Origin of the sequence: Atopomonas sediminilitoris (assembly GCF_022601735.1) — a bacterium.
In the GTDB taxonomy this organism is placed as follows: Bacteria; Pseudomonadota; Gammaproteobacteria; order Pseudomonadales; family Pseudomonadaceae; genus Atopomonas; species Atopomonas sediminilitoris.
Genome location: NZ_JAKUMM010000008.1, coordinates 147,983 through 167,506 on the forward strand (window position 1 = coordinate 147,983; position 19,524 = coordinate 167,506).

Consider the following 19,524-nt stretch of genomic DNA (forward strand, 5'->3'; position numbering starts at 1 on the left):
GCGATGAGTGAAGTAATTCGCGTACCCGATATCGGCACCGGCGAAGGTGAGGTCATCGAGTTAATGGTCAAGGTCGGCGATCGTATTGAGGCCGACCAAAGCCTGCTAACGCTGGAGTCGGACAAGGCCAGCATGGAAATCCCCGCGCCCAAAGCGGGGGTCATCACCCAGCTGATGGTCAAACTCGGCGACCGCTTAAAAGAAGGCGATCTGCTGCTGGAACTCGATAGCGGCGATGCCGCCAACCCTGCGCCAGCCGCCACCGCACCAACCACACCGCCGCCCGCCACCGCAGCGCCGGCAGCGCCGGCTGTTGCAGCGCCCGTGGCCAGCGTCAGCAGCCAACCGATTCACGTGCCAGACATTGGCTCGTCGGGCAAAGCCAAGATCATTGAAGTCTTGGTCAAGGCCGGCGACAGCGTCAGCGCCGAGCAATCGCTGATCGTGCTGGAGTCGGACAAAGCCAGCATGGAAATCCCCTGCCCCAGCGATGGCGTGGTGGAGTCGCTGGCCATCAAGCTGGACGACGAAGTCGGCACCGGCGATTTGATTCTGACCCTGCGCACCAGCGCCGGAGCAGGCGCAGCATCCGCCGCTGAAACCGCCACACCGCCCCCTGCGGCGGCACCTGCTGCGCCAGCAGCAACTGCACCGACAGCAGCACCGGCGGCCGAGCACGCCCCCGTCGGCGCGCCAACCCGCGGTGGCAGCAAAGCCCACGCCGGCCCTGCCGTACGCAAGCTGGCCCGCGAAATGGGCGTTGAACTAAGCGACCTGCAAGGCAGTGGCCGCCACGGCCGGGTGATGAAGGAAGACGTCCAGACCTTCGTGAAAGCGCAACTGGCCATCGCCAAACAAGGCGGCGGTAGCAGCAGCGGTGGCGGCGCAGGCATCCCCGCGATTCCTGAGGTCGATTTCAGCAAGTTCGGCCCCATCGAAGAAGTGCCGATGACCCGCCTCATGCAAGTCGGCGCTGCCAATTTGCACCGCAGCTGGCTCAACGTCCCGCACGTGACCCAGTTCGATCAGGCCGATATCAGCAGCTTAGAAAGCTTCCGCGTCAGCCAAAAAACCGTAGCCGAAAAAGCTGGGGTCAAGCTGACGATTCTGCCGTTCTTGATCATGGCCTGCGCCCGCGCCCTTAAAGAGCTGCCGGATTTCAACAGCTCGCTGGCCCCCAGCGGCAAATCGATTATCCGCAAGGGTTACGTGCACATCGGCTTTGCCGTAGACACCCCCGACGGCTTGCTGGTGCCGGTGATTCGCAACGCCGACCAAAAAGGCTTGCTGCAATTAGCCCGCGAAGCCGCTGAGCTGGCGGAAAAAGCCCGCACCAAGAAGCTCAGCCCCGACGCGATGCAAGGCGCCTGCTTCACCATCTCCAGCCTTGGCCATATCGGCGGCACCGGCTTTACCCCGATTGTGAATGCTCCCGAAGTCGCAATCTTAGGGGTCAGCAAGGCCAGCATGCAGCCGGTGTGGGATGGCAAAGCCTTCCAGCCGCAACTGATGCTGCCGCTGTCACTGTCTTACGATCACCGCGTGATCAATGGTGCGGCCGCGGCGCGCTTTACCAAGCTGCTTGGGGACCTGCTCGGCGAAATCCGTAGCCTGTTGCTCTAACGCAGCGCCTGTTGTTTCATCCACGCCTTATGCCCCGCTTTGCGGGGCTTTTTTTCGCGCGCGTGGCCAATCGATTACTATCATGACGTACCGTTAAGTTTTCACGAGATACGGCATGCACATTTTAGTCACCGGCGGCGCCGGCTTTATTGGCTCAGCGCTGATTCGCCACCTGATCGACCACACCGAGCATCAGGTGTTGAACCTCGACAAACTGACCTATGCCGGCAACCTCACTTCGCTGGTAAGCATTGCCGAGCATCCGCGCTATCGCATTGTTCACGGCGACATTGCCGACAGTGCACTCGTCAGCGATCTGCTGCGCACCTTTAAGCCCGATGCGGTGATGCACTTAGCCGCGGAAAGCCATGTCGATCGCTCGATTGATGGCCCAGCCGAGTTTATCCAGACCAATATCGTCGGCACCTACGCTTTACTCGAGGCCGTACGCAGCTATTGGCAAACGCTTACCCCAGAAGGCAGAACGGCGTTTCGCTTTCATCACATTTCCACCGATGAGGTGTACGGCGACTTACACGGCAGCGATGATTTCTTCACTGAAACCACGCCCTATGCGCCCAGCTCACCTTATTCAGCCAGCAAGGCGGCATCGGATCATTTAGTCCGCGCCTGGCAGCGCACTTACGGACTGCCGGTGGTGATCACCAATTGCTCCAACAACTACGGGCCATTCCACTTCCCCGAGAAGCTGATCCCTCTGATGATCCTCAATGCCCTCGCCGGCAAGCCGCTACCGGTGTACGGCAATGGCCAGCAAATCCGCGACTGGCTGTATGTCGAAGACCACGCGCGCGCCTTGGTGGAAGTCGTCACACACGGCAAGGTCGGTGAGACCTACAACATCGGCGGGCATAACGAGCAAACCAACCTGCATGTGGTGCAGAGTTTGTGTGACCTACTTGAAGAACTCGCCCCCGAGAAGCCTGCGGGCGTCGCCAACTACCGCGACCTGATTACCTTCGTCACCGATCGCCCCGGTCACGATGTGCGCTATGCCATCGACGCCAGCAAATTACAGCGCGAGTTAGGCTGGGTACCGCAAGAAACCTTCGCCACGGGTCTGCGCAAAACCGTGCAATGGTATTTGGCTAATTTGGATTGGTGTCGCCAAGTGCAGGACGGCAGCTACCAAGGTCAACGTTTAGGGGCCAGCGCAGGAGCACAAGCATGAAAGGCATTATCCTCGCCGGCGGCTCGGGCACGCGGTTACACCCCGTCACCTTGGGCGTCTCCAAACAAATGCTGCCGATCTACGACAAACCGATGATCTACTACCCGATCTCAGTACTGATGCTGGCGGGCATCCGCGAGATTTTGATCATCTCCACCCCGCATGACGTGCCCAACTTTGAAAAAATGCTCGGCACTGGCGAGCAATTTGGGGTGCAGTTGCGCTACATCGAGCAACCGTCACCGGACGGTCTCGCGCAAGCGTTTATTCTCGACGAAGACTTTATTGGCACGGACTCCGTCTGCCTGATCTTAGGCGACAACATTTTCCACGGCCAACACTTCACCGAAAAACTCCTGCGCGCCGCACAACAGCCCAGTGGTGCCACCGTCTTCGGTTATTGGGTCAACGACCCTGAGCGCTTTGGCGTGGTCGAATTCAACGCTGATGGCCAAGCGATTTCCATCGAAGAAAAACCCAGCAAACCAAAGTCGCCATACGCGGTCACCGGCTTGTATTTTTATGACAACAGCGTGGTATCGATTGCCAAAGCGGTTAAGCCCTCGCCCCGTGGTGAACTGGAAATCACCGACGTCAACAACGCCTATTTACAGCGTGGCGATTTGCGCGTCGAAAAGCTCGGCCGTGGCTTTGCCTGGCTCGACACCGGCACCCACGACAGCCTGCTAGAAGCCAGCCAATACGTACAAACCATCGAGGCACGCCAAGGCCTAAAAGTCGCCTGCCTAGAAGAGATTGCCTACCACCAAGGCTGGATCAATCGCGAACAACTGCTTGCTCAAGCCAGCGCACTGGGTAAAACCGGTTACGGCCAATACCTCAAACGCCTAGCCGGAGAATCCGTATGAAGGTGATATCTACCCGCCTTCCCGAGGTACTGATTTTAGAACCCAAGGTCTTTGGTGATAGCCGCGGTTTCTTTCTAGAAAGCTTCAACGCCAACACCTTTGCCCAAGTCACTGGGCTATCTGGCGTACAGTTTGTACAAGACAACCACTCACGCTCGCAGCGCGGCGTGCTGCGCGGCCTGCATTACCAGCTGCAGCAAGCGCAAGGCAAACTGGTGCGCGTCACCGCTGGCCGCGTGTATGACGTGGCCGTGGATATCCGCCGCAGCTCGCCACGTTTCGGTCAATGGGTAGGCGTCGAGCTAAGCGATGACAATCAGCGCCAGATGTGGGTGCCGGCAGGCTTTGCCCATGGTTTTGTCGTGCTCAGCGCCAGCGCCGACTTCCTCTACAAGACCACCGATTACTATGCGCCGGAGCACGAACGGGCGATTCGCTGGAACGATCCCAGCCTTGCCATCGACTGGCCGCTGGACGGCATCGAGCCGCAACTCTCAGGCAAGGATCAAGCCGCTATGAGCCTGCAGGATGCCGAGGTGTATCCGTGAAAATCCTTCTCACCGGCATTAACGGCCAAGTGGGCGCTGCGATTGCTCAAGCCCTTGCCGACAGCACGTTGCAACACACACTCATCGCCCTCGATCGTCAAGCCTTAGACTTAAGCGATGCGGCGGCCATCGCGCGCAGCGTGCAACAGCACCAGCCAGACATCATCATTAATCCCGCCGCTTACACCGCCGTTGATCAAGCCGAGCATGAGCGCGAGCTCGCCTTTGCCATCAACGCCCAAGCCCCCAAAGTACTCGCCGAGCAGGCACGACTACTGGGCATTCCGCTGCTGCATTTCTCGACCGATTATGTGTTTGATGGCAGCAAGAACGGCGCTTGGTTAGAGCACGATCCCACCGGCCCATTAAACGTCTACGGCGCCAGCAAACTCGAGGGCGAACGGGCGATTCAAGACAGTGGCTGCCAGCACCTGATCTTGCGTACCAGCTGGGTGTATAGCCGACGCGGTAAAAACTTCTACCTGACCATGCGCCGCCTACTTAGCGAGCGTGACCGTGTGAGCGTGGTGGCCGATCAACACGGCACCCCCACACCCGCCGGCTGGTTAGCGGCCGTGACCCTGCAGCTGCTGCAACAATGGCAGCAAGGGCAGTGGCACAACGGCATTTATCATTGCACGCCCAGCGGCGTCACCAGCTGGTTTGGCTTTGCCCAAGCCATTGCCGCGCAATTAGTCTGTGAAGGGCAGTTGCAGGCCGCGCTCAGCCCGATTCCCAGCAGCGCTTACCCCACACCGGCGGCAAGGCCCGCTAACTCGCAGCTCGACTGTGGTGCCTTGGCGCGCGACTGGCAGATCAGCTTGCCGAGCTGGGAACAGGCGCTGAGTGAGCATCTCTAGCCTCTACTTTCTAATCTCTGACGCCTAATCTAACTCTTGCGCCGCCAAGACCAACAAGGCCTTGGCACGCATACCAAGGTTTACCGCTGCTGCACGTTACGAATTAAAAACGACAGGGTCTTGGCCAGCTCAGCGGCGCCATCATGGTCGCGCACAATGGTCAGCCAGGTGTTTTCACTGTGCGGCAGGTAGACCGTACAGGTCGGCTGGCGCACTTCGCAGCGATAGCTCACAAACGGGTCCACGCCGTAGACCTCAACTTGACGATTGCGTACCGCCACAGCGGCCGGTGTGCGGCGTTCTTCGCGGGTATTGATCACCCCTTTGCCGGCCTCCAGCTGATACAGCAGGTCTTCGGCATTGGCATTGCCGACTTGATAACCGGCGCGATAGGCATGGGTTTGCAGCAGACTGTTGGCATGCGCCAACAAGGCACTGCGGTCATCTTTGGCTAAATACAATTGGCGCAGCTCGGTTAAGAAGCGCTGCTGTTCGTCGCCATCGAGTGTTGCACTTTGCGCAACACTGCCGGCGCTAAAGCTCACGCCCAGCGCGCCGATAACGAACGGGAGGATATGTCTTGTCAGCCCTCGAACCATGGTGCACCTTCTGTCGTCTGAATTTGAGGTTGTGAACTGCATCACGCAGCATAACCGATGCGACGCACCGTAAAAGTGTCATCTGCTGGGATACAAGCATGGAAAACCCCATCGACGTCCGTAAAGGGGCGGACCCCGAGGGTGTGAAGCAGTTGCCACTCTTAGGTCAACTGGGTTTATTACGCTTTCAACGCAGCAACACCGCACAATGGCAGTTGAGTGCTGTGGATGAGCGCTGCGCGGCGTTTTTTGGTCTTAGCGCCGATGAACTGTGTCACAGCACGCGCCCGTTTGCGCACTATCTCTACGGGGCTAATCCCCAGCAGTTGTTTGACGACCTTAATCACCAGTTAGAACAGCGCAGCCATTACCGCATCCACTATTTTTTACAAACGCCGGGCGGCCTGCACCGTGTGTGTGAGTCGGGCGAGCGCCAGCAGGACGCCAAAGGCCACTATCTACGGGGCTATTTGTGGCTGGAACCGGCCGCAGAAGATGCGCTGCGCGCCCAAGCACTGCACGAAGATAACCAACGCCTGCGCAGCTCGCTGGAGTTATACCGCAAGGCCCAAGATAACCACCTAGAACACCTCTCGCGCTCGCGCGCGCAGCAAGAGATGCTGCTGGAAATCACTAAGCATCGTTTCAACAGCGCCCAACCCCTGCTCGAAGCCGCACAATTAATTACCCGCGCCGCCAGCGAAGTGTTTCAAGTCGCGCGTATCGGCGCTTGGCGCATTGAAGGTAGCCAACTCATTCCGATTGCCTTATACCTGCGCAATGAAGGCTGTTTTGCCAAAGTGGAAACCCTCGATATCCAGCTATTTCCGCGCTACCTCAAAGCCCTGCAAAGTGGCCGCAGCATTGATGCGCACAACGCGCAGCAAGACCCACGCACCAGCGAACTTGCGCTCAACTACCTAAAGCCGCTCAACATCAGCTCGATGCTAGATGCCGCGATTCGTAGCGAAGGGCGCGTGGTCGGCGTGCTATGCCTTGAGCACCAAGGCCCAGAGCGACGCTGGCAGAACGATGAGATTGCCTTTGCCGGCGCCCTAGCCGACCAGCTCAGCCAAGCCCTGTTGGTCGAAGAGCGCCAGCACGCCAGCAGCACTTTGAACCTCTTTCGGCGCGCGCTAGAGCAAAGCGCCAGCGCGGTGATTTTGGTCGACCGGCTGGGACAGATTGAATACACCAACGCCAGCTTCACCCATGTCACCCAGTACGAGAGTGGCGAAATCATTGGTCGCGCGCTCAACCAGCTGGAGTTTCTCGCACCGTTGGCCGCGCTGCTGCGGCAACCGCACCAGACCTTTGGTAGCGAACACCGCTGGACCGGTGAGCTAAAAAGCTACCGCAAAGACCTCGCCCCCTACTGGGCACAACTCTCGCTCTCGCGCGTCCTCAGTGAACATGGTGAGCTGACCCACTACCTCGGCATTTTCGAAGACATCACGCGCAACAAACTCGACCAGCAACGCATCGAACGTCTGGCTTACATCGACGAACTCACCGGCCTCGGCAATCGCGCCTGTTTCTTACAAGCGCTGGATGACTTCTATAACGACAGCAGCACCGAGCAAGCCTGCCTAATGCTGCTGGATGTGGACAACTTCAAGCGCATCAATGACAGCCTCGGCCACCAAACCGGCGACAAACTGCTGATGGCTTTAGCCAAGCGGCTGAATAACTGCGTTAGGCAAACCGGCAAACTGGCACGCTTTGCCGGCAATGAGTTTGCCGTATTACTGGAAGCCTGCAGCCTTGAAGACGCGCACATTGTGGCCGCGGAAGTGCTCGACACCCTGAGCAAGCCGCTGTTCTTCGACAATCAGCTGATTAACCTCACCGTTTCCATGGGCTTGGCCTGCTCCGCCGAGCACGCCGAAGACCCACACGCGCTGCTGAAGCACGCAGGGCTTGCGCTGCACAAAGCCAAGTCCGGCGGCAAGAATCGAGTGCACGCCTTCGATGCCAGCCTAATCGCCGAGGCCTCGTATCGGTTATTCCTCGAAAACAACCTGCACCGCGCGCTCGACTTAGGCGAGCTTGAAGTGCACTACCAACCAAAAATTTGCCTGACTCGCGGCAAGTTACAAGGTCTTGAAGCCCTCATACGCTGGCGTCACCCCGAAAAGGGCATGATCCGCCCCGATCAATTCATTGGCGTTGCCGAAGAAACAGGGCTGATCTTGCCGATCGGCAAATGGGTCATTCGCCAAGCGTGCCTTGAGCATAAGCGCCTTGCCGAGGCGGGCTTAGGCGCGGTCAAAATCGCCATCAACCTGTCACCCAAACAGTTTTCTGATCCCGACTTGGCCGGCTCCGTCGCGCGCATCCTGCAAGAAGAAAATATTTGCGGCACGCACATTGAGCTGGAGCTAACCGAAAACCTGCTGATGGATGCCAGTCAGTCTTTGCTCAGCGTGCTCGAGTCATTAAAAGCATTGGGCGTAACGCTGGCCATGGATGACTTCGGTACGGGCTACTCATCCTTGAGTTACCTGAAAAAATTTCCAATCGACGTGCTCAAAATCGATCGCAGTTTCGTGATGGATATCCCTCAGCAAGAAGAGGACATGGAAATCACCGCCGCCGTGATCGCCATGGCGCATAACCTCAAGTTGCAAGTCGTCGCCGAAGGCATCGAAACCCGCGAGCAACTGAACTTTCTGCGCCAGCACCACTGCGACATTGGTCAGGGCTACCTGTTCGACAAGCCGCTGGCTCCCCACGAGCTGATCGAGCGACTCAAACGCTATCCACGCTAAGGCGCAAAACGCTGTAACACCGCCAATATGCAGTACTCTAAACAGCAACAGCGTTAGGTCGGTGCCGATTGCGTCCGTGCCGCCCTAGCGCATGTTCCTATGCCGATTGGAGGCCTACCATGTCATCACGCGCCGACATCCTTACCGACAAAACCAGCCTGCCCAGCGCCGAGCAAGCTCTGCCTGGCCGCCCTGAGCCGATTACCCTGCACAACGTGCACGCGGTTACCGGCAACCCGCTACGCGGGCCGTTTCCACCGTCACTGGAAGTGGCCGTGTTTGGTATGGGCTGCTTTTGGGGGGCCGAGCGGCGCTTTTGGCAGCAGCCGGGCGTGTGGAGTACCGCAGCCGGCTACGCGGGCGGTTTTACCCCCAACCCCACCTATGAAGAAGCCTGCTCGGGCCTGACCGGCCACACCGAAGTGGTGCAAGTGGTGTTTGATCCCGCCCAGATCAGCTTTGCCGATTTGCTCACGCTGTTTTGGGAGTCCCACGACCCAACCCAAGGTATGCGCCAAGGCAACGATCAAGGCACGCAGTACCGCTCGGCCATTTATTGCAGCAGCGACGCACAACAACAAGCCGCACAGGCCAGCGCAGCCGTGTACGAAGCCGAGCTACGCCGCGCGGGCTACCATGCCATCACCACCGAAATCCGCCAGGACGTGCCCTTCTACGCCGCCGAGGACTACCACCAGCAATACCTGCACAAAAAACCCAACGGCTACTGCGGCTTACGCGGTACCGGCGTGTGTTTTGCTGAGTAATTAAACGCGGCCTTAAACCCGCCAAGACGCGCTAGGCGTCTTGGCGGGTTTAGCAGGACTGCCGCTAAGCGGTACCGATCGACTAACGCGCGTGACGTGGCTTGCGTGGTTTTTTCGCCGCTGGGGCTGCCGTCTTAGCCGGCGGCTCAGCTGCTTCAGCAATCAACCAATCTAGACGATAGCCACCACCGCCTTGATCCAGCACTGCCAATAACTCTGGCAAGCCTGTTTTGAGGTCATCCTCTAACGGCCACGGCGGATTGACGATGGCCAAGCCGCTGCCATTGAGCGAGGCGGCATTATCGGCCGGGCGCACCCACAGTTCGGCCCGCAACAACTTGGGCGCACCACACGCCGCCAGCTGCTGATAAAAGCGATTGAGCTGCCGCTCGGCTTTAATCGGGTACCAGATCACCACCACCGCTTGGCGCATCCGCGCGATGGTATCTTGCAGCGTTTGCACCGCGCTGCTGTATTCATCCTCGGCCTCGAACGGCGGATCAATCAGCAACACCGCACGCTTTTCATCCGTGGGGAATAGCGCTTTGCCGACTTGCCAGCCGTCACGGTGATGGCACACCACGCGCTCGTCGGCACGCAGGTTGTCCTTGAGCAAGGCAAAGTCCGCCGGGTGCTTTTCACACAACTGCAGGCTGTCTTGCTCACGCAATAACTGACGCGCCACCTCGGGCGAGCCGGGGTAGTAACGCTCGCCACCTTGCGGGTTTAATGCCGCCACCACCTGCAGATAGTCCGCCAGCAAGGCGCTGGCGCTGTTGGCCGGCAAACGGGCGATACCGGCTTGCCACTCCCCCGTTTTACCCGCCTCTACGCCTTGCAAGTCATACAAGCCAACGCCTGAGTGGCTGTCGATATAAGCCACCGGCGCCTCTTTGCGCTGCAGGAGTTTGAGCAGGCGCGCGAGCACGGCGTGCTTGAGCACATCGGCAAAATTGCCCGCATGATAGGCGTGACGGTAATTCATGTTTGCTCCCCAATGAAGGCCGCCATTCTAACAGCGCCGCGCCTGTTATCGCCCGCCATTCCCGACAGGGATGATCGTTTGCAGCGTGTAGGGTGAGCGCTACAGTGTGTTAACCCTGCGTATTCTGATGAGGCACGGACGATGGCCGACACCCTACTTTGCCGCCGCAACTTGGCGTTTGAACTGTACGAAATGCACGACGCGCAAGCGCTGACCGAACGCGAGCGCTTTGCCGAACACAGCCGCGAAACCTTCGACGCCGCCCTAGACACCGCCCAGCACATTGCGCTCGACTTATTCGCACCGCACAACCGCAAAGGCGACGAACACGAGCCGCAATACGTTAACGGTGCGGCCGAACTGATCCCCGAAGTCGCTCCCGCGCTAAACGCGTTTATCGAAGCGGGTTTTCTCAATGCCACGCGCGACTACGATGTCGGCGGCATGCAGCTGCCCAACTTACTGTCACAGGCGTGCTTTGCCCATTTCCAGTCGGCCAACATTGCAACCAGCTCGTACGCCATGCTGACCATGGGCGCGAGCAATCTGATTGCTAACTTCGGCGACGACGCGCAAAAAGCCCGCTTCTTGCAGCCAATGATCGATGGCCGCTTCTTTGGCACCATGGCGCTGACCGAGCCGCATGCTGGCTCATCATTATCGGATATCCGCACCCGCGCCGAACCCGCGGCTGACGGCAGCTATCGCCTCAAGGGTAATAAGATTTTTATCTCCGGCGGCGACCAGCCCATCTCGGAAAACATTGTGCACATGGTGCTGGCCAAACTGCCCGACGCCCCGGCAGGTGTTAAGGGCATCAGCCTGTTTATCGTGCCCAAGTTTCTGGTCAATGACGACGGCTCACTCGGCGAGCGCAACGACGTCACCCTCGCCGGACTGTTCCACAAAATGGGCTGGCGCGGCACCACTTCCACCGCACTGAATTTTGGCGATAACGGCCAATGCGTCGGCTACTTGGTCGGCAAGCCGCACCACGGGTTGTCGTACATGTTCCAGATGATGAACGAAGCGCGCATTGGCGTCGGCATGGGCGCCACTATGCTCGGCTACGCCGGCTATCTGTATTCGCTGGACTACGCCCGCAACCGCCCACAGGGCCGCCAACCCGACGGCAAAGACCCCAGCAGCGCGCAGATCAGCATCATCGAGCACGCTGACGTGCGGCGCATGTTGTTAGCGCAAAAAGCCTACGTCGAGGGCGCCTTTGATTTAGGCCTCTACGCCGCCCGCCTGTTTGATGACAGCGAAACGCAAACCAGCCCCGAAGCACGGCAGCAAGCCCAAGAACTGCTGGATTTGCTCACCCCCATCGTCAAATCATGGCCGTCTGAGTTTTGTCTCAAGGCCAACGAACTAGCGATTCAGATTCTCGGGGGCCACGGCTATACCCGCGAATACCCGGTGGAGCAGTACTACCGCGATAACCGCCTAAACCCCATCCACGAAGGCACCCACGGCATTCAGGCGATGGATCTGCTCGGCCGCAAGGTGTTGCAGAATAACGGCGCCGCGCTTAAGCAACTGCTCCAGCTGATCCAGCAAACCTGCCAACAAGCCAGCGCCTTTAGCTCGCTAAAGCCCTTATTAGAGCCGCTGCAGCAGCTGGTTAATCGCCTGCAAAGCGTCACCCTCGCCGTGCTTGGCGACCTTATGCAAGGCAAGGTTACTCAGGGGCTGGCCAATGCCGCGCTGTACTTAAAAGCCTTTGGTCACAGCGTGATTGGTTGGCGCTGGCTGGCACAAGCGGTGCGCGCCGAACAAGGTTTGGCGGCACTTGATGCCGGTACAGGCGTCGAAGCCGACCGCGCCTTTTATCAGGGCAAACTCCAAGCGGCCCGTTACTTTCTAACGTGGGAAGTGCCTGCATGCCAGCACGATCTAGCGCTGCTCGAAGCCCGCGACGACACCTGCCTTGCCATGCAAGACAGCTGGTTCTAACGCCCTGCGCTGCCGATCCGCCACCGGCGTGATCGGCAGCGCAGCGACATAACTCACGTCAAATCAACACAACACACCACCCTCAGCACGCCAACACTTGCTCGAAAGCCCCGTCACTATTAGGCTCAAGACAAAGCGCTTGTGCGAGGTGTTGTTGTGTAGGGAACGCGTTACACCATCAGGCCGCCGGTTTCACTAGGCGTTATGCCTTGCGTTTCTTACTCCAACGATCGCCAGCCCTTTCATCCGTTAGGGATCTGCAAGGAGTAGGTCGTGGCAAAACAAGAAGAACAAGACCAGGTCGAAACGACCACCGATAACACCAGCGACAAAACCCGCAAAAGCAAAACCGCCAGCCGGCCAAAACCCGTCACACCGGCGACCTTGCCAGTGGATGGCAAAAGCCCGCTCTACTATGTTGAGCGCGATCTTGAGCAAATTCTGCATCAGCTCGACGGCCTGCGGAACGAGATATCCACCCAGCCCGACAACGAAGAGTTCATTCCTTCGGAAAATCACTTTCCTTCGGTGTGCCTGATTGGCTTAGGCCGCTGCGGTTCAAACATCGCGCTGGATGTTGCCAGTCTGGTGTACAACGCGCGGCTGTTTTACCTCAACGAAGCCTTCAGCGAAGAAAAGCCCCAGCGCGAGCCCGAGGGCACGCCGCTGCGCTGGATTCGTCGGCAACTGCATATTCCTCGCGGCCGTATTCATCCGGTGTACCTGATCGAGCCCATCGTGCTGCTCGGCGACTTGGATAAAGACATCAGCGGACGTATCCGCCTTTCCGCACGCAACAACCAAAACAACTTCTTGCGCGACTACCGCAAGATGCAAGTGATGGACTTGTCGGAAGTCCACGCCGGCGGCGCCGGTAACGCGCCGATTCTTGGCCAATACCTTGGCCGCATCATCCTCAACCGCGAAGCCGCCGAGTTCAGCCACGAAAGCTGGCGCCGCCTGCACGCATACCTGATTGACTCGTGCGGCATCAAAGCCAACCAATCGCGCCTGTATTTTTATATTTTCAGCGCCGGTGGCGGCACGGGCTCCGGCATGGCCTCAGAGTTTGGCTTAGCACAGCAAAACGCTTACCTAACCAAAACCTTTGAAGTCGCCGAACCGGTCAGCGAAGACGACCAGCGGCATTCCTTTGTCTTCGAGCCCATCTTTACCAGCGGCATTTGTATTCTGCCCAACATCAGCGACGACAAGGTCGAGCTGTCTGAGGCCCTGCACATCAACGCCGGGCGCTTGCTGTGCAAATACCTGTCCGAGGAGTGGGACTTCTCCTACAACTACGAAGACGAGCGCGAACGCGACGGCGCGCAAAATGTGATGAGCCGGATTCGGCCGTGGAACGCCATGATGTTGATCTCCAACGACATCATGCGCTACGCCGAAGCCAGCGACGACGCGGTCACGCGCGACATCGACGTCAACTCGATGGAACGCTACGCCAACCAGTACATCTCACAGCAAATCTTTAACATCCTCACTGCCCAAGCGGTGACCTCGGATTACGACGACCACTACTTCCGCCGCGCCGGCATCGACATTGGCGAGACCATCCGCCTCGACGCCAACGACTTGTTTATGAGTCTGGCCGGCCCCGTCGCGATCGCCTATGCCGAAAGCGTGGTGCCGGATCAGGGCGGCGAAAAGCGCAGCGGTCAAATCGAAATCGACGACTTGTTCTGCCGCTCCATCGACCTACCGCACTTTAATGAGCAAACCCGCGCCATTGAAGGCATCAGTTTGCTGCCCGTGGAGGCCGAACATTACCGCGAAGCACTGGATAGCTTCCGCAATAATGATTACGACACCTCGGTACTGCGCGAGCTGCACTTCTTTAAGAACTGCTCATCGGTGGTCTCGATTGTCTCGCTGCCCAAAGACTACAAGCTGTCGTACGTCGACCTGAACCGCCTCAAGACCCACCTGAACAACTTGTTCCCCAACACCACCCTCAAGCGTTATGCGCTGGTGATCGGCGCGTCGGCCAACTTATCGTTGACCACCTTGGTGGCCAAGAGTCCTTGCTTGTCGGACGATTTCCTGACCCTGCTCGTGGCGTATATCAAGCGCTGCTTCGCTAAAGACGAATACCGATTCGATGACCGCTTAGACCAGCGCATCCTCGACCTGATTCAAGCCGAAGACTTTGACGAGTCCGAGATTGATAACTTGGTCAACGCCTACGAGAACCCGGCCAAGATCCTCGACACCAACTGGTTTGCCATCAAACCGATGTACGAGCGCAAGTACCGTGAGCTGATTCGTGATGAAGAGCGCTTCACCTCGATCAACGACATCCGCTTAAGCTCGACCAACATTAAAAAGGCCGTGCGCTACCTGCGCGAGATTTACCGTCACCGCATCAGTCGCATTCGCATGCTCAGCCTGAGCCACTGACGACAAGCCGATAGCCCAACCTCATCGCCCAAAGCGGTGAAGTTGGGCCGTTTGACGGCTCATGCTGCAGAAAAAAAGAAACCCCGCCGAAGCGGGGTTTGCAGACTAAAAATTCTGACAATCCTTGGTCACAGTGCCGTCCTAGCACTTATTCCTACAATCCCTTTGTTTTGTGTGCATCCTGCACCACGTCCTTGTGTTGCTAAAGATACGCACCGCGCTGACGTAGCAAAAGCAGCCAAAAGCACCGCGTCGTGTAAGCCAAAACTTACACGCCATAAACCGTGGGGTATTTTCTAACACAAAGCTCTGTTTTAGACTCAGGTCACACTTATAACAATAAACAGATCAGCACACTTGCGAGGTCTACCATGCGCCAAAGCTATGCCGTATTGGCTCTTTGCTTTCTTCCCTCCTTAGCGTTGAGCTTTGAAGGGGGACAAGAGCGCTTTAGTGATCCAAAAACCACCGAGCAACAACATTTCTGGCCCGAGCTTTATGCCAGCGGCGGCACATCGCTGTTTTGCGAGAAAGGTTTCGAAGAAGAAGGCGGCCTGTTTGTGGCCTCCGCCGTGTACACCAAAAAGCAGATCAAAAGCTCACTACGCTGCCTGACCGACAACCAGTGCTCGCTGAAATCAGGCCGTTATGGCCACATGCTGTCTGACTTACACAATCTTTACCCTGCACTTTCACGGGTTGAGCTGACGCGCCGTAACGCTCAGTTTGGCGAGCTATCCGATAGCGTGCCGAGTAAGTTTGCTGATATCGACTGTGAACTGCGAACCACCTTCCAAGTGATCGAACCGCGTGACGGCGCCAAAGGCAATATCGCCCGTGCGGTGTTTTACATGCATCGCGAATACGGTCTACCGATTGTTGGCCAAGAGCAAATGCTTAAGCGCTGGCACCAGCTGGACCCCGTGGATGACGAAGAACGCGCGCGCAACGACAAAATCGAATCCATCCAAGGCAACCGGAACCGCTTTATCGACAACCCCGAGTTAGTCAACGAACTGGTGCCGTAACGCTTTGGGCAGCCAATAAAAAACCCGCCGCAGCGGGTTTTTTATTGCTTCATATCTTAGAACTGCGCGGCGTCGAGCAAATACAGCGACTCGCTGCCGGCCTTAACCGAGGCACTCAACGACTGAGTGCGCGGCAGCAGACGAGCAAAGAAGAAGCGCGCAGTACCAAGCTTGCTTTGATAGAACGCATCCTCAGCCTCTTTACCCAGTGACGCGCGCGCCATCAGGGCCCACATGTAGGCATAGGCGGTGTAACCAAACACCTGCAGGTACTCTACCGATGCGGCGCCAATTTCGTTGGGGTTTTGCTTCGCCTGCTCCAACACCCACGCGGTTAGGTCGTCGAGGTTAGCCACAGCAGCCTGCAGCGGCTGGGTAAACTCGGCCAAGCTGGCGTCAGCACTGGCGATAAAGGCTTTGATTTCATCGGCAAAGTGCTTGTAGAAGCTGCCGCCGCTGCCAACAATTTTACGCCCCATCAAGTCCAGCGACTGAATGCCGTTGGTGCCTTCATAGATCTGCGTAATACGGCAGTCACGAATCAGTTGCTCTTGGCCCCACTCACGGATAAAGCCATGGCCACCAAAGATTTGCTGACCGTGTACGGTGGTTTCCAAACCCATGTCGGTGAGGAACGCCTTGGCCACAGGCGTTAGCAAAGCGACCAGCTCTTCGGCACGCTTAGCAACGTCTTTATCTTCGCTGTACTTGGCGGTGTCCAACTGCATCGCCACGTAGCTTGAGAAAGCACGGCCGCCTTCATTCAATGCCTTCATGGTCAACAGCATGCGACGCACGTCAGGGTGTACGATGATCGGGTCAGCGGCTTTTTCTTTGGCCACTGGGCCTGTTGGCGCACGGCTTTGAATACGATCACGCGCGTACTCAACCGCACTCTGATAAGAGCGCTCACCCAAGGCCAAGCCTTGAATACCAACACCCAAACGCTCGTAGTTCATCATGGTGAACATGGCATTCAGACCCTTGTTCACTTCACCGATCAGGTAACCCTCGGCACCATCAAAGTTCATCACGCAGGTAGCTGAGCCTTTAATGCCCATCTTGTGCTCAATGGAACCACAGCCCAAGGTGTTCTTCGCACCCAGCGAGCCATCGGCATTAACCATCACTTTAGGCACCAGGAACAGCGAGATGCCTTTCGGGCCGGCCGGCGCATCAGGCAGCTTGGCCAATACCAAGTGAATGATGTTTTCGGTCAGGTCGTGCTCACCGCCGGTGATAAAAATCTTAGTACCGGTGATTTTGTAGCTGCCGTTGGCTTGCGGCTCAGCCTTGGTGCGGATGATGCCCAAGTCGGTGCCCGCATGCGGCTCGGTCAAACACATAGAACCGGCCCAAACACCGGCGTACATGTTGGGCAGGTATTGGTTTTTCAACTCTTCGCTGGCGTGGTTCAACACCGACAAGCACGCGCCCGCGGTCAGCATGGGGTACAGGCCAAACGACAGGTTGGCCGAGTTGACCATCTCTTCGACTTGCGCGCCGATCACTTTCGGCATGCCCATGCCACCAAACTCTGGCGAACCGCCGACACCCACCCAGCCACCTTCGGCGTAGGTGTTGTAGGCCTCTGGGAAGCCTGTCGGGGTTTTCACCGCACCGTCAGTCCAGGAGCAGCCTTCTTCATCGCCGCTACGGTTCAGTGGTGCGATGCTGCCAGCGGTTACCTTGCCGGCTTCTTCAAGGATAGCGGCCGCTGTTTCGGCATCAACCACCTCGGCCAAGCCTGGCAGCTGCGCCCACAGCTTAGAAACGTCAAAGACTTCGTTGAGTACAAAGCGCATATCGCGCAGCGGAGCCTGATAATCGGCCATGGTGCTTTCCTCTATCCGGTTCGATGAATGCCCGCGCTCGCGCCAGCATTGGTGTGACCGCAATTCTATCCGAACAACATTTCAAGCCCATAGCGTCATAAAAAGACCGCTCAGTCCACAGCAAAATACCCACCAACAAAAACGCCCACCGAAGGGTGGGCGTTTTCTAGCGCAGACTCACGTTGGGATTAGTAACCCAGCGCGAAGTCCTCTTCAGCCAGATCCATCAGGTTGCTAGCACCCGACAGCATGGTTTCTGCGTGCGTACGAGTACGTGGCAGGATACGCTCGAAGTAGAACTTAGCGGTCTGCAACTTAGCCTTATAGAAGGCCTCATCGCCGGTACCGGCAGCCAGCTTTTCAGCAGCCAGACGCGCCATGTCAGCCCAGAAGTAAGCCAAGCAGACGTAGCCTGAGTACATCAGGAAGTCCACAGAGGCCGCACCCACTTCTTCACGGTCCTTCATGGCAGCCATACCGACCTTCATGGTCAGATCGCCCCACTCTTTGTTCAGCGGCGCCAACTTGGCAATCAAAGGCTTGATCGCTTCGTTGTTTTCGTTGGCTTGGATGAACTTGTGCACGATCTTGGTGAAGCCTTTCAGCGCTTCGCCTTGGGTCATCAGGATCTTACGACCCAGCAGGTCGATCGCCTGAACACCAGTGGTGCCTTCGTACAGCATAGAAATACGGCTGTCGCGAACGTTTTGCTCCATGCCCCACTCAGCGATAAAGCCGTGGCCGCCATAGATTTGCACGCCGTGGTTAGCAGCTTCGAAGCCAACTTCGGTCATGAACGCTTTAGCGATCGGGGTCATGAAGGCCAGCAGCGCGTCAGCTTGTTTAACCGCTTCTTCGTCTTTGCTGTACTTAACGATGTCGACCAGCTTAGCGGTGAAGTACACCATGGCGCGGTTGCCTTCGGCGAACGCCTTCATGGTCAACAGCATGCGGCGTACGTCAGGGTGAACGATGATCGGGTCAGCCGCCTTGTCCGGCGCCTTAGGACCAGTCAGCGAACGCATCTGCAGACGCTCACGAGCGTACTTCAGGCCGCCTTGGAAACCGATCTCAGCGTGGGCCAAGCCCTGCAGAGCGGTACCCAGACGAGCGGTGTTCATGAAGGTGAACATGCAGTTCAGACCCTTGTTAGCGGGGCCGATCAGGTAGCCGGTCGCGCCGTCAAAGTTCATCACGCAAGTGGCGTTGCCGTGGATACCCATCTTGTGCTCGATCGAGCCACAAGAAACCGCGTTACGCTCGCCGGCATTGCCTTCAGCGTTGGGCACAAACTTCGGCACGATGAACAGAGAGATACCCTTAGTGCCAGCCGGTGCGTCGGGCAGACGCGCCAGAACGATGTGCACGATGTTCTCTGCCATGTCGTGTTCGCCAGCAGAGATGAAAATCTTGGTGCCGGTCACTTTGTAAGAGCCGTCAGCCTGCGGCTCGGCCTTGGTGCGAAGCATGCCCAAGTCAGTACCACAATGCGGCTCGGTCAAGCACATGGTGCCAGTCCACTCGCCGGTCACCAGCTTGCTCAGGTAAGCGTGCTTTTGCTCATCGGTGCCGTGCTCGGCCAGTGTGTTCATCGCGCCGTGCGACAGACCTGGGTACATACCCCACGACCAGTTGGACTCGCCAACCAGTTCGCTGATCACCAGACCCAGCGACTCAGGCAGACCCTGACCACCATGATCCACATCGTGGGCCAGGCTCGGCCAGCCGCCTTCAACGTACTTCTGGTAGGCTTCTTTGAAGCCAGTCGGCGTCTTCACGCCCGACTCGGACCAAGTACAACCTTCTTGGTCACCGACACGGTTCAGTGGCGACAGAACCTGCTCACAAAACTTCGCGCCTTCTTCAAGAATGGCGTTGCACATATCCGGGGTGGCTTCTTCGCAGCCTGGCAGGCTGGCGTAGTGAGCTTCATAGCCCAGCAATTCATCACGAACGAAGCGAATATCACGCAAGGGAGCCTTGTACTCGGGCATATCGGTAAACCTCAGAGGTTGAGTCCTTGTTATTCGAACGCACGATGCGTTCGCGTCTGGGAATGGTTCACGCCACTCC

14 protein-coding genes are annotated in these 19,524 nt (G+C 57.8%); 10 read left to right on the forward strand and 4 right to left on the reverse strand.

What is annotated here, in order from left to right; genetic code table 11:
- Nucleotides 1–3: 3 nt before the first annotated feature.
- The 5 genes from aceF to rfbD all read left to right on the forward strand — a co-directional run bounded on the left by aceF (nt 4) and on the right by rfbD (nt 5,092).
- Nucleotides 4–1,623, forward strand: coding sequence for a dihydrolipoyllysine-residue acetyltransferase (gene aceF, locus MKI83_RS13670; RefSeq protein WP_241587395.1), 1,620 nt, complete (start codon nt 4–6; stop codon nt 1,621–1,623).
- A gap of 115 nt (nt 1,624–1,738) precedes the next feature.
- Nucleotides 1,739–2,815, forward strand: a complete 1,077-nt coding sequence (gene rfbB, locus MKI83_RS13675) for a dTDP-glucose 4,6-dehydratase (protein ID WP_241587398.1) — start codon at nt 1,739–1,741, stop codon at nt 2,813–2,815.
- Nucleotides 2,812–3,684, forward strand: coding sequence for a glucose-1-phosphate thymidylyltransferase RfbA (gene rfbA, locus MKI83_RS13680; protein ID WP_241587401.1), 873 nt, complete (start codon nt 2,812–2,814; stop codon nt 3,682–3,684). Before rfbB ends, rfbA begins: the two co-directional genes overlap by 4 nt.
- Nucleotides 3,681–4,232 carry a dTDP-4-dehydrorhamnose 3,5-epimerase gene (gene rfbC, locus MKI83_RS13685; protein ID WP_241587404.1) on the forward strand — a complete coding sequence of 184 codons (552 nt, stop codon included), beginning with the start codon at nt 3,681–3,683 and terminating at the stop codon, nt 4,230–4,232. The genes rfbA and rfbC overlap by 4 nt, the downstream gene beginning before the upstream one ends.
- On the forward strand, nt 4,229–5,092 hold the full coding sequence (gene rfbD / locus MKI83_RS13690) for a dTDP-4-dehydrorhamnose reductase (protein WP_241587407.1): 864 nt from the start codon (nt 4,229–4,231) through the stop codon (nt 5,090–5,092). The genes rfbC and rfbD overlap by 4 nt, the downstream gene beginning before the upstream one ends.
- A gap of 80 nt (nt 5,093–5,172) precedes the next feature.
- Here the strand turns inward: rfbD and MKI83_RS13695 are convergent, their stop codons facing one another.
- Nucleotides 5,173–5,691 carry a hypothetical protein gene (locus tag MKI83_RS13695; RefSeq protein WP_241587409.1) on the reverse strand — a complete coding sequence of 173 codons (519 nt, stop codon included), beginning with the start codon at nt 5,689–5,691 and terminating at the stop codon, nt 5,173–5,175.
- Between the two features lie 98 nt (nt 5,692–5,789).
- Between MKI83_RS13695 and MKI83_RS13700 the strand changes: the two genes are divergently transcribed.
- Together MKI83_RS13700 and msrA are read left to right on the forward strand one after the other, a co-directional pair.
- Nucleotides 5,790–8,462: a sensor domain-containing phosphodiesterase gene (locus MKI83_RS13700; RefSeq protein WP_241587411.1), complete on the forward strand. Its 2,673-nt coding sequence runs from the start codon at nt 5,790–5,792 to the stop codon at nt 8,460–8,462.
- Nucleotides 8,463–8,581: 119 nt separating this feature from the next.
- Nucleotides 8,582–9,229, forward strand: a complete 648-nt coding sequence (gene msrA, locus MKI83_RS13705) for a peptide-methionine (S)-S-oxide reductase MsrA (RefSeq protein ID WP_241587413.1) — start codon at nt 8,582–8,584, stop codon at nt 9,227–9,229.
- Between the two features lie 82 nt (nt 9,230–9,311).
- Here msrA and MKI83_RS13710 read toward each other — a convergent pair whose 3' ends face one another.
- On the reverse strand, nt 9,312–10,214 hold the full coding sequence (locus tag MKI83_RS13710; protein WP_241587415.1) for a 23S rRNA (adenine(2030)-N(6))-methyltransferase RlmJ: 903 nt from the start codon (nt 10,212–10,214) through the stop codon (nt 9,312–9,314).
- Nucleotides 10,215–10,355: 141 nt separating this feature from the next.
- Between MKI83_RS13710 and MKI83_RS13715 the strand changes: the two genes are divergently transcribed.
- From MKI83_RS13715 to MKI83_RS13725, 3 genes are all read left to right on the forward strand, one after another.
- On the forward strand, nt 10,356–12,173 hold the full coding sequence (locus MKI83_RS13715; protein ID WP_241587417.1) for an acyl-CoA dehydrogenase: 1,818 nt from the start codon (nt 10,356–10,358) through the stop codon (nt 12,171–12,173).
- 273 nt (nt 12,174–12,446) lie between these two features.
- On the forward strand, nt 12,447–14,588 hold the full coding sequence (locus tag MKI83_RS13720; RefSeq protein WP_241587419.1) for a hypothetical protein: 2,142 nt from the start codon (nt 12,447–12,449) through the stop codon (nt 14,586–14,588).
- Nucleotides 14,589–14,959: 371 nt separating this feature from the next.
- Nucleotides 14,960–15,616 carry an endonuclease I family protein gene (locus MKI83_RS13725; protein ID WP_241587421.1) on the forward strand — a complete coding sequence of 219 codons (657 nt, stop codon included), beginning with the start codon at nt 14,960–14,962 and terminating at the stop codon, nt 15,614–15,616.
- A gap of 56 nt (nt 15,617–15,672) precedes the next feature.
- Here MKI83_RS13725 and MKI83_RS13730 read toward each other — a convergent pair whose 3' ends face one another.
- On the reverse strand, nt 15,673–17,451 hold the full coding sequence (locus MKI83_RS13730; RefSeq protein ID WP_241587423.1) for an acyl-CoA dehydrogenase C-terminal domain-containing protein: 1,779 nt from the start codon (nt 17,449–17,451) through the stop codon (nt 15,673–15,675).
- Between the two features lie 188 nt (nt 17,452–17,639).
- Nucleotides 17,640–19,445 carry a phenylacyl-CoA dehydrogenase gene (locus MKI83_RS13735; RefSeq protein ID WP_241587425.1) on the reverse strand — a complete coding sequence of 602 codons (1,806 nt, stop codon included), beginning with the start codon at nt 19,443–19,445 and terminating at the stop codon, nt 17,640–17,642.
- Nucleotides 19,446–19,524: the final 79 nt, after the last annotated feature.

Excerpts from the sequence above, each read along its gene's own strand:
- aceF (WP_241587395.1), top strand. The coding sequence starts at position 4 with ATGAGTGAAGTAATTCGCGTACCCGATATCGGCACCGGCGAAGGTGAG.
- rfbB (WP_241587398.1), top strand. The coding sequence starts at position 1,739 with ATGCACATTTTAGTCACCGGCGGCGCCGGCTTTATTGGCTCAGCGCTG.
- rfbA (WP_241587401.1), top strand. The coding sequence starts at position 2,812 with ATGAAAGGCATTATCCTCGCCGGCGGCTCGGGCACGCGGTTACACCCC.
- rfbC (WP_241587404.1), top strand. The coding sequence starts at position 3,681 with ATGAAGGTGATATCTACCCGCCTTCCCGAGGTACTGATTTTAGAACCC.
- MKI83_RS13695 (WP_241587409.1), bottom strand. The coding sequence starts at position 5,691 with ATGGTTCGAGGGCTGACAAGACATATCCTCCCGTTCGTTATCGGCGCG.
- MKI83_RS13700 (WP_241587411.1), top strand. The coding sequence starts at position 5,790 with ATGGAAAACCCCATCGACGTCCGTAAAGGGGCGGACCCCGAGGGTGTG.
- msrA (WP_241587413.1), top strand. The coding sequence starts at position 8,582 with ATGTCATCACGCGCCGACATCCTTACCGACAAAACCAGCCTGCCCAGC.
- MKI83_RS13710 (WP_241587415.1), bottom strand. The coding sequence starts at position 10,214 with ATGAATTACCGTCACGCCTATCATGCGGGCAATTTTGCCGATGTGCTC.
- MKI83_RS13715 (WP_241587417.1), top strand. The coding sequence starts at position 10,356 with ATGGCCGACACCCTACTTTGCCGCCGCAACTTGGCGTTTGAACTGTAC.
- MKI83_RS13725 (WP_241587421.1), top strand. The coding sequence starts at position 14,960 with ATGCGCCAAAGCTATGCCGTATTGGCTCTTTGCTTTCTTCCCTCCTTA.
- MKI83_RS13730 (WP_241587423.1), bottom strand. The coding sequence starts at position 17,451 with ATGGCCGATTATCAGGCTCCGCTGCGCGATATGCGCTTTGTACTCAAC.
- MKI83_RS13735 (WP_241587425.1), bottom strand. The coding sequence starts at position 19,445 with ATGCCCGAGTACAAGGCTCCCTTGCGTGATATTCGCTTCGTTCGTGAT.